The sequence below is a fragment of the Nocardioides sp. FY1077 genome, from assembly GCF_058681775.1.
Map to the genome: position 1 here is coordinate 737,674 of NZ_JBZWDB010000001.1, position 14,011 is coordinate 751,684.

The following is a 14,011-nucleotide window of genomic DNA, read 5'->3' on the forward strand; positions in this document are numbered from 1 at the left end:
CGCGGCGCCGCCCGTCCGTCGGGCCGCCCGGGCGACGAGGCCGTCCCTCACCAGGCTCCGGCCCGCCTGCCGACTAGGCCGTACGACGGGCCAGCAGCGTGGCGTCGTGCACGTCGACGGTGACCCCGTCGCGCACCATCGTGCGCGGGCGCTGCTCCACGACGACGACCTCGAAGCCGTCGGGCAGGCCCGGCACCAGCTCCTCGGCGAGGAACATCGCGCGGCGGTGGCTGTCGCTGAGCTGGGTGAACACCGACGACGGTGCGTGACCGACGACGAGGAGGTGGCCGCCGGGGGCGACGGCGCGGGCCAGCAGGCCGGCCACCTCGACCATGCCGCCGTCCGGCGGGTGCAGGAAGTGGGTGGTCACCAGGTCCCAGGTGCGACCGGCGGGGTCGAAGGTGCGGGCGTCGACCTGCCACCAGTCGGTGCGCTCCGCGACGCCGGACTGCTCGGCGTGCCGGGCCGCGCGGGCGAGGCCGTTGGCGGAGAAGTCGGCGCCGGTGACGCGCCACCCCTGCTGGGCCAGCCACACCACGTCGCCGCCCTCCCCGCAGCCGACGTCGAGGGCGGTGCCGGGGGTGAGCCGGGCGGCCTCGGTCACCAGCTGCGGGTTGGGCCGACCGCTCCAGATCGTCTCCTCGCCGGCGTAGCGCTCCTCCCAGGCGGGCGGCTCGAACATCTCCGTCGCGTGCCCCTGGTCCCGGTAGGTGGCGTCCCCGTGCTGCTCGTGCCCGCTCATCGCTGCTCCTCGCGCTCGTCGGCCGCTGTCCGCGACCGTCGTACCAGCCTGCGTGACCCCGCGCCGATTGACAAACATTGTTGCCGGAGTGGCAAACTGGTCGCATGGACGGACTGGCAGGTGCGCTGGAGCGGGTGGGGCCGCGGCTGCGCGCCCTGAGGGTCGAGCGGGGTGCCACCCTGACCGACCTCGCGGCGAGCACCGGCATCTCGGTGAGCACCCTGTCGCGGCTGGAGTCGGGGCAGCGCAAGCCGACCCTCGAGCTGCTGCTGCCGCTGGCCCGCGCCCACCAGGTGCCGCTCGACGAGCTGGTCGACGCCCCCGAGACCGGCGACCCCCGGGTGCGCGCCCGGCCGATCGTGCGGCACGGTCGCACCTACGTGCCGCTCACCCGGCGTCCCGGCGGGCTCCAGGCGTTCAAGATCGTGGTGCCGGCGCACGACCCCCCGGAGCCCTACGAGCCGCGGGTGCACGAGGGCTACGAGTGGCTCTACGTCCTGTCGGGCCGGCTCCACCTCGTGCTCGGTGACCGCTCGCTCGACCTCGCCCCGGGCGAGGTGGTCGAGTTCGACACCCGCACCCCCCACGTCATCGCCAACCGCGGCGACCACCCCATCGAGCTGCTCGGCCTCTTCGGCCCCCAGGGCGAGCGCATGCACGTGCGCTCCGGCGCCTGACGCCTGACGCCTGACGCCCGACGTCCGACGCCGTACGGCGGGCCCGCGCGGCCCGCGCTCACCCCTCCCGGGGGTCCGTGGCGGCGCCCTGCTCGCTAGCGTCGCGGAGATGAGGCAGCGGTGGGAGGAGCGGGCGCAGGACCCGATCTTCTGGACCGACGTGACCCAGCTGGTCAAGACCGTGGTGGCCGCGGCGCTGGCCTGGGTGGTGGCCACCCACGTGCTGTCGCTGCCGCAGTCGTTCCTGGCGCCGTGGTCGGCGCTGCTCGTCGTGCACGCCACCGTCTACCGCACCTTCTCCCAAGGAGTGCGCCAGGTCGCCGCGGCGGTGGCCGGGGTGGTGCTGGCCTGGGGCGTGGGCGACCTGCTCGGCCTGCAGACCGCGGCCGTGGTCGTCGTGCTTGCCCTGGGCCTGGCCGTCGGGGCGCTGCCGTGGTTCGGCACCGAGTCGACGACCGTGGCCGCCACCGCCCTGATCGTGCTCACCACCGGCTTCTCCGACGAGCAGAGCATGCTGTTCTCCCGGCTCGCCGACACCGCCATCGGCGTGGTCGTCGGCCTGCTGGTCAACCTGCTGGTGTGGCCGCCGCTGCGGCGGCGGGTCGCGGTGGTGGCGATCGACCGCATCGACGACGGCATCGGCGCCCTGCTCACCGACATCGCCGACGGCCTCGCCGAGGGCTGCTCCGACGAGGCCGCCGACGGGTGGATCGACCGCACCCGCGACCTCGACGGCGAGCTCGACCACGCCTGGGGGCTGGTGCGCCAGGCGCGTGAGAGCGCCCGGATGAACGTGCGCCGCTCCGCACGCGAGATGCGTGACCCCGAGGAGTGGTACGGCCTGCTGCGCCGCATGGAGCAGGCCGTGGCGGAGGCCCGCAGCATGGCGCGCACCCTCGGTTACCGCTCGACCGACCGCGCGGCTTGGCCCGCGTCCTTCCGACACGGCTGGGTGGAGCTGCTGCGCGACGCCGGGCACGCGGTGGCCGAGGCGCAGCCCACGGCGCTGCGCGACGTGCGGGTGCGCCTCGACGCGCTGGTCGACGAGCTGGGCGACAGCCTGGGCGCCGAGCTCGACCCCGCCGACCCGGCACCGCGGCTGTGGCCGGTGCTGGGCGGGCTGGTGATCAACCTGCGCAACATCCTCGACGCCCTCGACGAGGTGGCCGCGGCCAACCCGATGGGCCGCCCGCCCCTGCCGCTGTCGGCGGTGGTGCAGCGCCGCGCCGAGCGCCGGGCCCGCCGGGAGCAGCCGGCCGGCGGGGGCGGGGGAGAGGCGTGAGCCGCAGCGCTGACCGAGCTGGTGCGCCCGCACGGCGCCGGTTCCACGGCCGGATCGCCGGCGTCGGCACCACCAGCGGGGTGCGGGTGGTGGTGGGCCACTGGCACGACACGCCCCTGGGGCGGTTCTCCGACGCCATGGTGGAGACCGCGGCGGGCCACCGGGTGCTGCTGGCCCCGCACACCGAGGCGGCCGACTTCATCGAGGCCACCTACACCTTCGACGAGGTGCGCATCGAGCCGTTCTCGGTGGTCTCCGGCGCCACGGCCTGGCAGGTGCGGTCGCCCTCGCTGCAGCTCGACCTCGCCGTCGGGCGCCGCACCGCGATCGGCGTCCTGCTGCGCGCGGTGCCCGACCGGGTCGCTGCCGCGCCCTGGTGGTGCGCGGTCACCGACCCCGTGGCGCGCGTGGCGGTGCGCGGCGTACGCACCCGCGGCACCGCCGGCGGCAGCCGCCGTGAGTGGTACGGCGCCACCGACAACCACGCCGTGACCGCCGTCTCGGGATCGCTCGGGGGCGCCGACCTCGGCGCCCTGGCCGCGGTCGACCCGCCCCCGCGCTTCGGGTTCTCCTCCACCCCGCGCCGCCCGTCGGTCACCTCCGTGGTCACCACGGTGGAGGTGCCGGGCTGAGCCGGCCGCACGCCGGCGCGGTTCAGCGCCGGACGTCGGCGACGATCTTGGTCACGCCGTTGGCGTAGGTCTGGCTCTCGACGACGTCGAGCGGCGTGCGGTCGCGGTCGGCGTCGGAGAACAGCCGCTTCCCGGCGCCGAGCAGCACGGGGAACACCAGCAGGTGGTAGCGGTCGACCAGCCCGGCGTCGGCCAGGCTGCGACCGAGGCGGGCGCTGCCGTGCACGAGGACCGGTGCGCCGTCGGTCTGCTTGAGCGCGGCGACGTCGTCGAGGGAGCGCAGCACGGTGGCCGGCCAGCGCTCGTCGTCGGTGGCGAGGGTGGTGGACACGACGTAGCGGGGCATCGCGTTGTAGCCGGCGAAGTCGTCGACCATCGTGGGCCACACGGGGGCGAAGGCCTGGTAGGAGACCCGGCCCAGCAGCAGAGCCCCGGCCTCCTCCTGCTCGCGGCCCTTCAGCTCGTAGGCGGCGTCGTCGTGGGCGACGTCGCGGAAGGTCCACCCGCTGTTGCGGTAGCCGGGCTCGCCGCCCGGCGCCTCCATCACGCCGTCGAGGGACATGAACGCGGTGACGACCAGCTGGCGCACGGGGGGACTCCTCGGTGGTGACGAGCGGACGCTCCGCACGCTATCGCCGAGACGGGGGTCTCGACACACCTCGACCACCGAGGGCTGGCCCGGTTCGTTGGTCGAGCAGGGCGCGCAGCGCCCGTATCGAGACCTCCGCAGCCTGCGCTGGGACCGGGGTGGTCTCGATACACCTCGTCGCTGGCGCTCCTCGGCACTCGACCACCGAAGGCCGTACGGCGCTCCTCGGCACTCGACCACCGAGGGCTGGCCCGGTTCGTTGGTCGAGTAGGGCGCGCAGCGCCCGTATCGAGGCCCCCGCAGCCTGCGCTGGGACCGGGGTGGTCTCGACGACCCGTGTCGAGCCCCGTGCCGCGACAGGTGGGTCAGAGGCGGGTGGCCCGGTGCACCCAGGTGGAGGCGACCTGCATGCCGACCCGCTCGTAGAGCCCCAGCGCGCCGGTGCGGGAGTCGGTGGAGAGGGCGGAGGTGGTGGCGCCGTGGGCGGCGGCCTCGGCGAAGGCGTCGACGAGGAGCGCCTGGGCGAGGCCCTGGCCGCGCCGGTCGGCGCAGGTGGCGAGCCGGTCGACCCAGGCGACCCGCTCGTCGCCGTCGTCGGTGAGCACCACCGCGGCCATCGCCACCACCTCGCCCCCCGGATCGACGACCACCCGCAGCGCCCACGGCTCGGCGTCGGGCCGGTCGACGACGGCGGCGCGCCAGTCGGCGTACGGCAGCCGTTCCCGGTCCGACCACTCGAGGAACGCGTCCTCGTTGACCCGCCAGCACGCCTCGTGCTCGGCGGCGGTGGCCGCCCGCACCACGTGACCCGGCGGCAGTGGTCGCGCCGGGACGACGTGGCCCGGTGGCAGCCGCAGCTCCCAGCTGGTCCAGCGCACGTGGTGGCCGCGCGCCGCGAGCAGCCGGTCACCGGCCGAGCCCTCCGGCACCGGCATGCCGACCACCTCGGCGCCGCGCGAGCGCGCCAACTCCTCCACCCAGTCGGCGAGCAGCGTGCCGATGCCCCGTCCGCGGTGGTCGGGGTGCACGGCGGCGTCGTAGCGGGTGGGCCAGACGAGCTCGACGTACCCGACCAGCCGCTCCCCCTCGAGCACCCCCAGCGAGCTGCTCGCCAGGTCGTACGACGGGCGCTGCCAGTCGGCGACGATGTCGGCCTCGTCGAGGGTGGTGTGGCCGAGGTCGTGGAGCTCCTGGGCGGCCATCAGCTCGAAGACCGCACGGCTGTCGCCGGGCTGCAGTGTCCGAGCGATGACGCCGGGCGGCAGGTCCGTCGGCAGGTCCGTCGGCAGGGCGGGGCCGTCGGCGGGGGTGCTGGTCATCCCGCCATGCTGGCAGCAGACGCACGACGGGGCCGCTGGTTTTCCAGCGGCCCCGTCCGGGTGCGGCTCCCGTCGGGAGCCGGTGGTCAGGCGTTCTTGATCGCCGAGACGTCGAAGTCGAGCTTGATCTTCTCCGAGACCAGCACGCCGCCGGTCTCGAGCGCGGCGTTCCAGGTGAGGCCCCAGTCCTTGCGGTTGATCGAGGTCTCGCCCTCGAAGCCCACGCGGGTGTTGCCGAAGGGGTCCTGAGCGGAGCCGGCGTACTCGAAGTCGATGGTCACGGACTTGGTCACGCCGGCGATGGTGAGGTCACCGGTGATCGCCCACTCGGAGCCGTCGCGCTCGACCTTGGTGGAGACGAAGGTGATCGTCGGGTTGGCCGCGGCGTCGAAGAAGTCGGGGGAGGTCAGGTGGCCGTCGCGGTCGGCGGAGCCGGTGTCGATCGACGCGGTGACGATGGAGAGGGTCACCGACGACGCGGCGGGGTCGGCGGTGTCGATGTGGGCGGTGCCGGACCAGTCCTTGAACTGGCCGCGCACGGTGGTGACCATGGCGTGGCGCGCGCTGAAGCCGAGGCGGCTGTGGGTGGCGTCGATGGTGTAGTCGCCGGTGAGGTCGTCGACGACCGTGGTGGGCGGGGCGTCGAAGGTGGCGGTGTCGGTCTTGCGGCTGAAGATACCCATGAGGTGCTCCTGAGGTGTGGCGTCGGCGAGGCTGGCGCGGGGTGGTCGGTGAAGATTCAACCACTCTAACCGGACCATGGTCCGATTTCATTCCCGGGCGGGCTCGGCGAGTCCCGACGTGCGACGAGCCGCGACCCCGGCGGGGTCGCGGCTCGTGGCTGGTGCTGCGTCAGGCGGCGTACGGCCGGTGGGCCGGCATCGCGGTCTGAGCAGCAGCGGGGTCGATCCAGCGCGCCTCGAGGTGGGCGCGTCCGGTGGCGTCGGTGACGCTCACCCAGACCTGGGTCGGCCGGTCGGCCATCTGTGAGTTCAGCATGAGACACCTCCTGTTCATCCTCTGTTCACCAAAGGTAGCACGGCCCCACCGGGAAGTCCCGTGGAGCGCTCAGGTGGACGCGGTCCCCCACCTGGAGGGGTGATCTAGCGGCTGGCGCGGCGATGCCGCTCCACCTCGACGGATCAGGCCCCCCTGCCGAACGCCCTCACGACGCACCGCGACGAGAGCGGGCGGATGCAAGACCCCATTCCTGCCCGGATCCGGGCAGGAACTTGCCGAAAACGGGTCGGTGGCCCACGATCACCGGGTGACCCCCGCCTGGACGCCGCTCGTCGAGCACGTCGCGGCCACCACCGGCCTCAGCGAGGCCGAGGCGGCCCGCGTCGTGCAGGACGTCGTCGACCACCTCGCCGAGCCGGTGGAGGTCGTCGTCCGCCGGCGCCACGCCGAGCTGCAGCGGCGCGGGGTGCGCAACGCCGAGATCTTCGCGCTCCTGGCCGTCGAGCTGCGGAGCCGCGTCGTCGCGGCGCCGCCGCTCACCGAGCGCCAGCTGCGGCGCCTGGTCTACGGCTGACCCACCCCGCACGTCCCCGTTCACGAGCTCGACCCCACCCGGCACGACCAGAGGAGACCCCCGCATGTGCGGCATCGTCGGCTACATCGGCACCCAGCAGGCCGCCCCCCTGCTCCTGGAGGGCCTGACCCGCCTGGAGCACCGCGGCTACGACTCCGCCGGCGTCGCGGTGGTCGGCACCGGCCGCGAGCCGGTGGTGAAGGTCGCCAAGCAGGCCGGACGGGTGCGCGACCTCGGCGTCGACCTGCCCAAGCGCTTCGCCGGCAAGGTCGGCATCGGCCACACCCGCTGGGCAACCCACGGTCCGGCCAACGACGTGAACGCCCACCCGCACACCAGCGAGAAGGGCGACGTCGCCGTCGTGCACAACGGCATCATCGACAACGCCGCCTCGCTGCGCGCCCGCCTCGCCGACGAGGGCGTGAGCCTGGCCTCCGACACCGACACCGAGGTGCTGGCCCACCTCGTCGGGCGCTCCGAGGCCCCGACGCTGGAGGAGAAGGTCGTGGAGGCGCTCGCCGCGGTCGAGGGCACCTACGGCATCGCGGTGGTGCACGCCGACTTCCCCGACCGCATCGTGGTTGCGCGCAACGGCAGCCCGCTGATCATCGGCGTGGGGGAGAAGGAGATGCTCGTCGCCTCCGACCTCGCCGCGCTGGTGCGCCACACCACCACCGTCGCCCACCTGCAGGACGGCGAGATCGCCACGCTCACCGGCTCGGGCTTCACCACCGTCCGCCACGACCTCACCCGCATCGCCCGCACCGCCACCGAGGTCGACGTCGACCCCGGCTCCTACGAGACCGGCGAGCACGAGTCGTTCATGCGCAAGGAGATGCTCGAGCAGCCCGCCGCCGCCGAGCGCGTCCTGCGCGGGCGCCTCGACGAGCGGTTCGGCACCGCCCACCTGGGCGGCCTCGAGATGGACGCCCGCGACACCCGCGCGGTGCGCCGCGTGAAGATCCTGGGCTGCGGCTCGGCGTACTACGTCGGGCAGATGGGTGCTTCGATGATCGAGGAGCTCGCCCGCATCCCCGCCGACGCCGAGGCGGCCAGCGAGTTCCGCTACCGCAACCCGATCATCGAGCCCGACACCCTCTACGTCGCGGTGAGCCAGTCCGGCGAGACCGTCGACACGCTGCTGGCGGTGCAGGAGATCCAGCGCAAGGGCGGACGGGTGATCGGGCTGGTCAACGTCGTCGGCAGCGCCATCGCCCGCGAGGCCGGCGCCGGCATCTACCTGCACGCCGGGCCCGAGGTCGCGGTGGCCAGCACCAAGGCGCTGACCAACATGTTCCTGGGCTTCGCGCTGCTCGCGCTGCAGCTCGGCCGGGTGCGCGACCTGTCGGTGGCCGACGGCCGCCGCCTCATCGCGGGGCTCACGGCGCTGCCGGCCCAGCTCGAGGAGGTGCTGGCCGGCGAGGACCGCCTCGCCGACGTGGCCGCCCGCCTCGCCGCCGCCGACAGCCTGTTCTTCGTCGGGCGGGTGCGCGGCTTCCCGGTGGCACGTGAGGGCGCGCAGAAGTTCAAGGAGATCAGCTACCGCCACGCCGAGGCGTACCAGACCTCCGAGCTCAAGCACGGCCCGCTGGCGCTGATCTCCGCCGACGTGCCGACCGTGGCGATCGTGCCCGACGACGAGCTCACCGGGCGCAACGTCGCGGCGCTGCACGAGATCGCCGCCCGTGGCGGGCCGCTGGTGGTGATCACCCACGAGGGCGTCGACCTCGGCGAGCTCGACGTGGAGCGCATCGACGTGCCGCGCAGCGAGAAGGAGCTCGACCCCATCCTGATGACGATCCCGCTGCAGGTGCTGGCCTACCACGCCGCCAAGCACCTCGGCCACGACATCGACAAGCCCCGCAACCTGGCGAAGTCGGTCACGGTGGAGTGAGGCCGGCGGGGTCTCGGGTCGTGTGTGCGGCGACGCGCCGCAGCGCGTCGGGGGGCACACGACCCGGCCCTGTCACCCCACCTCGGCGGCGACGTGACCCAGGCCTCCGCGACGACGAATCCACCGCCGCCGCGCCGACCCACTACCGTTGCCGGGTGCCCCCTTCTGACGTACCGGCCGCCGCACCCGCTCCCGAGACCCCCGCCGACGCCCCTGTCGAGCCCACCTTCGCCGACTTCGGCCTCTCCGACCAGGTGCTCAAGGCGCTGCGCGACGTCGGCTACGAGACCCCCTCGGCCATCCAGGCCGCCACCATCCCCACCCTGCTCGAGGGCCGCGACGTCGTCGGCCTCGCGCAGACCGGTACCGGCAAGACGGCGGCCTTCGCGCTGCCGATCCTGTCCCGCCTCGACCTGTCGCAGAAGACGCCGCAGGCGCTGGTGCTCGCCCCGACCCGCGAGCTGGCGCTGCAGGTGTGCGAGGCCTTCCAGAAGTACGCCGCCGGCATCAAGGGCGTGCACGTGCTGCCGGTCTACGGCGGTCAGGCGTACGGGGTGCAGCTGAGCGCGCTGCGCCGCGGCGTGCACATCGTCGTCGGCACCCCCGGGCGCATCATGGACCACCTCGACAAGGGCACCCTCGACCTGTCGCAGCTGCGCTTCCTGGTGCTCGACGAGGCCGACGAGATGCTCAACATGGGCTTCGCCGAGGACGTCGAGACGATCCTCGCCGACACCCCCGACGACAAGCAGGTCGCGCTGTTCTCGGCGACCATGCCCTCGCAGATCCGCCGGCTCTCCAAGCAGTACCTGAACGACCCGGCCGAGATCACGGTGAAGAACAAGACCGCGACGGCCGCCAACATCACCCAGCGCTACCTGATGGTGAGCTACCCGCAGAAGGTGGACGCGCTCACCCGCATCCTCGAGGTCGAGAACTTCGAGGGCATGATCGTGTTCGTCCGCACGAAGAACGAGACCGAGACCCTCGCCGAGAAGCTGCGTGCACGGGGCTTCTCCGCCGCGGCCATCAACGGTGACGTCGCGCAGGTGCAGCGCGAGCGCACGATCAACCAGCTCAAGGCCGCCAAGCTCGACATCCTCGTCGCCACCGACGTCGCGGCCCGCGGGCTCGACGTCGAGCGGATCAGCCACGTCGTCAACTACGACATCCCCACCGACACCGAGTCCTACGTGCACCGCATCGGCCGCACCGGCCGCGCCGGCCGCTCGGGCGACGCCATCTCGTTCATCACCCCGCGCGAGCGCTACCTGCTCAAGCACATCGAGAAGGCCACCCGCTCGCCGCTGACCCAGATGCAGCTGCCCAGCGTGGAGGACGTCAACAGCACCCGGCTGACCCGCTTCGACGAGGCGATCACCGCGGCGCTGCAGGAGACCGCGCGCATCGACCGGTTCCGCGACATCATCACCCACTACATGAGCGAGCACGACGTGCCCGAGGTGGACGTCGCCGCTGCGCTGGCCGTGGTGGCGCAGGGCGACACCCCGCTGCTGCTCGACCCCGCCGACGACCGCGCGATGCGTGCTCCGGCCGAGCGGCCCGACCGTGGCGGCGACCGACCGGGCCGGGGCGAGCGTCCCGACCGCGGGGGCGAGCGGGGCGCCCGCCCGGCGCGCCGCGGCCAGAGCGACGTGCCGATGGCGACGTACCGCATCTCCGTGGGCAAGCGCCACAAGGTCGAGCCGCGCCAGATCGTGGGCGCCATCGCCAACGAGGGCGGCCTGCGGCGCGGCGACTTCGGGCACATCCAGATCCGGCCCGACTTCTCCCTCGTCGAGCTGCCCGCCGACCTCGACAACAGCGTCTACGCCAAGCTGGAGAACACCCGGATCTCCGGCAAGCTGATCGAGCTGCGCGAGGACGCCAGCGGCCCGGTGCGTCGCACGGCGCCCGGCGCCGACGAGGCGTCGTCCCGCAAGCCGCGCCACAAGGACTGAGGCACCCCTCGCCGCCCGAGGAGCACTCGAGGCGCGCGCTGCCCACGACGAGGGGAACCCCTCGTCGTGGGCGGGGTCGGGCCGAGGTCCTTCCGCGGTGGGTCCTGCGGCCCTAGGTTGCGGAGCACCGGTGCCGCTCGGGGCCCCGGGACACCCCCCGGAGGACCCGTGCCCGACCAGCCCGCCGCCCACCCGACGCCCCGGCCCTCCGCGGCCCCGCACCCCACCACCCGGACGTCGCGCGGCCGGCTGGTGAGCGCTGCCGTCGGCGTCGCCACCGTCGTGGCCTCGCTGGGCGCCACCTCGGCCGCCACGCTGCTGCCGGTGGTGCCGGCCCAGGCCGCGGCGCCGACGTACGTCGCCCTCGGCGACTCCTACTCCTCGGGCACCGGCACCCGCAGCTACCTCGACGACGGCACCACCTGCCAGCGCTCGACTCGCGCCTTCCCCAGCCTGGTGGCCGCCCAGCGTGGCTACGCGCTGAACTTCCGGGCCTGCTCCGGCGCGACGATCCCCGACGTCACCGCCACGCAGCTCGGCGCGCTCGGCGCCGCCACGTCGTACGTCACCGTGTCGGTCGGCGGCAACGACGCCGGCTTCGCCGACGTGCTCACCGAGTGCGCCCAGCCGGGCTGGCTGAGCGACTGCGACGACGCCGTCGACCGGGCGCAGGCCTTCATCAGCGGCACCCTCCCGGGCCGGTTGTCCACCCTCTACGCCTCGATCCGCAGCCGTGCGCCGCAGGCCAGGGTCGTGGTGGTCGGCTACCCGAGGGTGTTCATGGGCGAGGACTGCAACGCCGCCACTTTCTTCTCCCCGGCCGAGGAGACCCGCCTCAAGACCACCGCCGACCGGCTCAACGCACGGCTCGCCAGCGCCGCCGCGGCGCGCGGGTTCGCCTTCGCCGATCCCACCTCGCGCTTCCGCGGGCACGCGGTCTGCGACGACGTGGAGTGGATCAACGGCTTCAGCAACCCGGTCTCCGAGAGCTACCACCCCAACCAGCCCGGGCACGCCTCCGGCTACACCCCGCTCGTCTCAGGGGCCCTGGTCGGCGCCGCCCGCACCGCCCGGCCCGCCCCCGTCGACGCCGACCTGCGGCGTGCCGCCGACGCCCAGGGCGAGGCGCTGGCCGCCCAGCAGCGCACCTACGCCGAGGCCGACGCCGCCATCGAGCCGGAGAGCTTCGTCGCGCCCGACCTGACCACCCCCGCCGCCCGCGCCGCCGCCCGCCGCGCCGGCATCGACCTGGAGCGGTGGCTGGCGCGCCACTGAGCAGCGGCGGCGCGGGGCCGGTCGACAACCGGACGGCGCTCCCGCGCGTCTCCCTGGCGGAGCACCCGACCGTCACGTAGAAGGGACGACATGCCGCGACGCACCACGCCCCACCCGCCGGTCCCCGCCGAGCGACCCACCACCGCCCGCACCACCCGGCCTGGCCGCACGACCCGCACCCTGCGGAGCCGCGCCGCCGGCACCACCGCCCTGCTCGCCGTCGCGGGCCTGCTGTCGGCCTGCGACCAGGTGGCCGAGCAGGTGCGCACGCCCGACCCGGTGCCGACGGTCGACGCGCTCGCGGAGGGCCTCAGCGGCGGCGACGTGAGCGCCGTGGCCTGGGCCGGCCTGAGCGGCGCGCAGGCGCAGGCCCTGCTCGACGACGTGGTGGCCGGGCTCGGCGACCTCGAGCCCGCCGTCGTCACCGCCGGACCCGTCGAGGAGGACGGCGACGCCGCCACCGCCACGCTGACCTGGGCCTGGCCGGTGGCCGGCTCGACGTGGACCTACGACAGCACGGTCGACCTGGTGCGCGAGGGCGAGCAGTGGCAGGTGGCCTGGGAGCCGGCGCTGGTGGAGCCGAGCCTCGGCGAGCAGGAGGTGCTCGACCTGACCCCGGTCGCCGCCGCGCGCGGCGACGTCATGGGCGCCGGCGGCCAGACGCTGGTGACCGACCGCCCGGTCACCCGCCTCGGCATCGACCGCAGCCAGTTCCGCCGGGCCCCCCAGGCGCGACCCGCCGCGCTCGCGCTCGCACGGCTGGTGGGCGTGGACCCCGCGCCGTACGCCGAGCGGGTCGCCGCCGCCGGCGACGAGGCCTTCGTGGAGGCGATCACCTTCCGCCGCGAGGAGGTGCCGACCCGGGTGGCCGACGGCTACCGCCGCATCGCCGGCGCGCTCGCCGTGGCCGACGAGCTGCCGCTGGCGCCCACCCGCGAGTTCGCCGCGCCGCTGCTCGGCGCCGTGGGCGAGGTGACCGCCGAGATGGTGGAGGAGTCGCCCGACACCTACGCCGCGGGCGACGAGGCCGGCACCACCGGCCTCCAGGCGCGCTACGACCCCGAGCTGCGCGGCACGCCCGGCGCGGTCGTCAGCGCCGTGGCGGCCGACGGCGGGGACACCGGGGACACCGGGGGCGCGGCCGAGCGCGAGCTCCACCGGGTGCGGGCGCGCGACGGCGACGACCTGCGGCTCAGCCTCGACCGCGGCCTGCAGACGACGGCCGAGCGGCTGCTCGAGGGCGTCCCGTCGGCGAGCGCGCTCGTGGCGCTGCGCCCCAGCGACGGCGCGCTGCTGGCCGCGGCCAACGGCACCGCCAACGACGGGCTCAACCTCGCGACGTACGGCCAGCTGGCGCCGGGCTCGACGTTCAAGACGGTGAGCACGCTCGCGCTGCTGCGCGCGGGCCTGACCCCCGACAGCCCGGTGCCGTGCACGACGACGATCACCGTGGACGGCCGGGAGTTCGGCAACTACTCCGACTACCCCGCGGGGGCCACCGGCCAGGTGCCGCTGCGCACCGCCATCGCCAACTCCTGCAACACCGCGGTGATCAGCCAGGCCGACCGGCTGCGGGGCACCGACCTGTACGACGCCGCCGTGTCGCTCGGGCTCGGCATCGACCACGACCTCGGGTTCCCGGCGTACTTCGGCAGCGTCGAGCCGGCCGGCTCGCCCACCGCCGAGGCGGCCGACCTGATCGGTCAGGGCACGGTGCTGGCCTCGCCGATGACGATGGCCTCGGTCGCCGCGACCGTCGCCTCCGGCGAGCTCACGGTGCCCTGGCTGGTGCAGGGGCAGCGCTCCACCCCGCCCGACGGCGCGGCGCCGCTCACCGGGCGCGAGGCCGCCGCGCTGCGTGAGGTGCTGCGCGCGGTGGTCACCGAGGGCAGCGGGTCGCTGCTGGCCGACGTGCCGGGACCGCCGGTGCTCGCCAAGACCGGCACCGCGGAGTTCGAGCGCGGCGGGCGGGTGCTGACCCACGCCTGGATGATCGCGGCCCAGGGCGACCTCGCCGTCGCGGTGTTCGTCGACGTCGGCGAGTCGGGGTCGGGCACCGCCGGACCGGTGCTGGAGGCGTTCCTGCGCGCCGCCCGCTGAGCCTCC

The 14,011-nt window shown here is 74.6% G+C and carries 13 protein-coding genes; 8 read left to right on the plus strand and 5 right to left on the minus strand.

Annotation, left to right across the window (positions count from 1 at the left end):
* Positions 1-73: 73 nt before the first annotated feature.
* The gene (locus AC4OR8_RS03480; protein WP_492164175.1) at positions 74-742 is read right to left on the minus strand and encodes a class I SAM-dependent methyltransferase; all 669 of its coding nucleotides are present in this window, start codon (positions 740-742) and stop codon (positions 74-76) included.
* A 104-nt stretch (positions 743-846) separates the two neighbouring features.
* On the opposite strand from AC4OR8_RS03480, the gene AC4OR8_RS03485 reads away from it, so the two are divergent.
* The 3 genes from AC4OR8_RS03485 (at position 847) to AC4OR8_RS03495 (ending at position 3,333) form a co-directional block, all read left to right on the plus strand.
* Entirely contained in the window at positions 847-1,419 is a 573-nt protein-coding gene (locus AC4OR8_RS03485; RefSeq protein ID WP_492164176.1) for a helix-turn-helix domain-containing protein, read from the plus strand.
* A 109-nt stretch (positions 1,420-1,528) separates the two neighbouring features.
* Positions 1,529-2,701 (plus strand): aromatic acid exporter family protein, encoded by a 1,173-nt coding sequence (locus AC4OR8_RS03490; protein WP_492164177.1) that lies wholly within the window; start codon positions 1,529-1,531, stop codon positions 2,699-2,701.
* Positions 2,698-3,333, plus strand: coding sequence for a hypothetical protein (locus AC4OR8_RS03495; RefSeq protein WP_492164178.1), 636 nt, complete (start codon positions 2,698-2,700; stop codon positions 3,331-3,333). The genes AC4OR8_RS03490 and AC4OR8_RS03495 overlap by 4 nt, the downstream gene beginning before the upstream one ends.
* Before the next feature lie 22 nt (positions 3,334-3,355).
* On the opposite strand, the gene AC4OR8_RS03500 is transcribed toward AC4OR8_RS03495, so the two are convergent.
* From AC4OR8_RS03500 to AC4OR8_RS03515, 4 genes are all read right to left on the minus strand, one after another.
* Entirely contained in the window at positions 3,356-3,922 is a 567-nt protein-coding gene (locus tag AC4OR8_RS03500) for a dihydrofolate reductase family protein (RefSeq protein ID WP_492164179.1), read from the minus strand.
* Positions 3,923-4,287: 365 nt separating this feature from the next.
* Entirely contained in the window at positions 4,288-5,241 is a 954-nt protein-coding gene (locus tag AC4OR8_RS03505; protein ID WP_492164180.1) for a GNAT family N-acetyltransferase, read from the minus strand.
* A gap of 86 nt (positions 5,242-5,327) precedes the next feature.
* Positions 5,328-5,924 carry a YceI family protein gene (locus AC4OR8_RS03510; protein ID WP_492164181.1) on the minus strand — a complete coding sequence of 199 codons (597 nt, stop codon included), beginning with the start codon at positions 5,922-5,924 and terminating at the stop codon, positions 5,328-5,330.
* Between the two features lie 169 nt (positions 5,925-6,093).
* Positions 6,094-6,240: a hypothetical protein gene (locus AC4OR8_RS03515; RefSeq protein ID WP_492164182.1), complete on the minus strand. Its 147-nt coding sequence runs from the start codon at positions 6,238-6,240 to the stop codon at positions 6,094-6,096.
* Positions 6,241-6,508: 268 nt separating this feature from the next.
* Between AC4OR8_RS03515 and AC4OR8_RS03520 the strand changes: the two genes are divergently transcribed.
* The 5 genes from AC4OR8_RS03520 to AC4OR8_RS03540 all read left to right on the plus strand — a co-directional run bounded on the left by AC4OR8_RS03520 (position 6,509) and on the right by AC4OR8_RS03540 (position 14,005).
* Positions 6,509-6,775 (plus strand): hypothetical protein, encoded by a 267-nt coding sequence (locus AC4OR8_RS03520; RefSeq protein ID WP_492164183.1) that lies wholly within the window; start codon positions 6,509-6,511, stop codon positions 6,773-6,775.
* Positions 6,776-6,839: 64 nt separating this feature from the next.
* Positions 6,840-8,669: a glutamine--fructose-6-phosphate transaminase (isomerizing) gene (glmS, locus tag AC4OR8_RS03525; RefSeq protein ID WP_492164184.1), complete on the plus strand. Its 1,830-nt coding sequence runs from the start codon at positions 6,840-6,842 to the stop codon at positions 8,667-8,669.
* A gap of 155 nt (positions 8,670-8,824) precedes the next feature.
* Positions 8,825-10,630, plus strand: a complete 1,806-nt coding sequence (locus tag AC4OR8_RS03530; RefSeq protein ID WP_492164185.1) for a DEAD/DEAH box helicase — start codon at positions 8,825-8,827, stop codon at positions 10,628-10,630.
* Between the two features lie 168 nt (positions 10,631-10,798).
* A complete protein-coding gene (locus AC4OR8_RS03535) occupies positions 10,799-11,905 on the plus strand; it encodes an SGNH/GDSL hydrolase family protein (protein ID WP_492164186.1) in 1,107 nt (368 codons plus the stop codon).
* Positions 11,906-11,995: 90 nt separating this feature from the next.
* On the plus strand, positions 11,996-14,005 hold the full coding sequence (locus AC4OR8_RS03540; RefSeq protein WP_492164187.1) for a penicillin-binding transpeptidase domain-containing protein: 2,010 nt from the start codon (positions 11,996-11,998) through the stop codon (positions 14,003-14,005).
* Positions 14,006-14,011: the final 6 nt, after the last annotated feature.